Origin of the sequence: Paenibacillus xylanexedens (genome assembly GCF_007676705.1) — a bacterium.
GTDB classification, from domain to species: Bacteria; Bacillota; Bacilli; order Paenibacillales; family Paenibacillaceae; genus Paenibacillus; species Paenibacillus xylanexedens_C.
This window is the reverse complement of sequence record NZ_VEBF01000501.1, coordinates 1-250: the sequence shown is the minus strand read 5'-3', so window position 1 is coordinate 250 and position 250 is coordinate 1. Positions and strand designations below refer to the sequence as shown.

Genomic DNA, 250 nt, shown 5'->3' with positions numbered 1-250 from the left:
AAGATGGGAAGGAGTTGGATGATGGTGTTAAGGTAGAGAAAGTGGGTAATGGGAAGTATGGTGTGGGAGTAGAGATTGGGGAGGTTGGGTATTATGTGGAGGAGAATTGTGTGTTGGATGAGGAAGGATACAACGGCGGATGGAGTGTATATGTGGTGGAGGGGGTTATTGGAATGGTTGGAGAGCGTGTGTGCAAGGGGATCTGTAGTTTGAACCGGGAGGTAGACGGTTTGACTGTGTGTTGTGAGAT

Annotated in this window: 1 protein-coding gene; it reads left to right on the top strand. The window is 48.4% G+C overall.

Translation table 11 applies throughout. The annotated features are described in order from the left end of the window. Window positions 1-250: RNB domain-containing ribonuclease (locus FS628_RS30805; RefSeq protein WP_145326703.1), on the top strand; the 250-nt coding region annotated here is incomplete at both ends.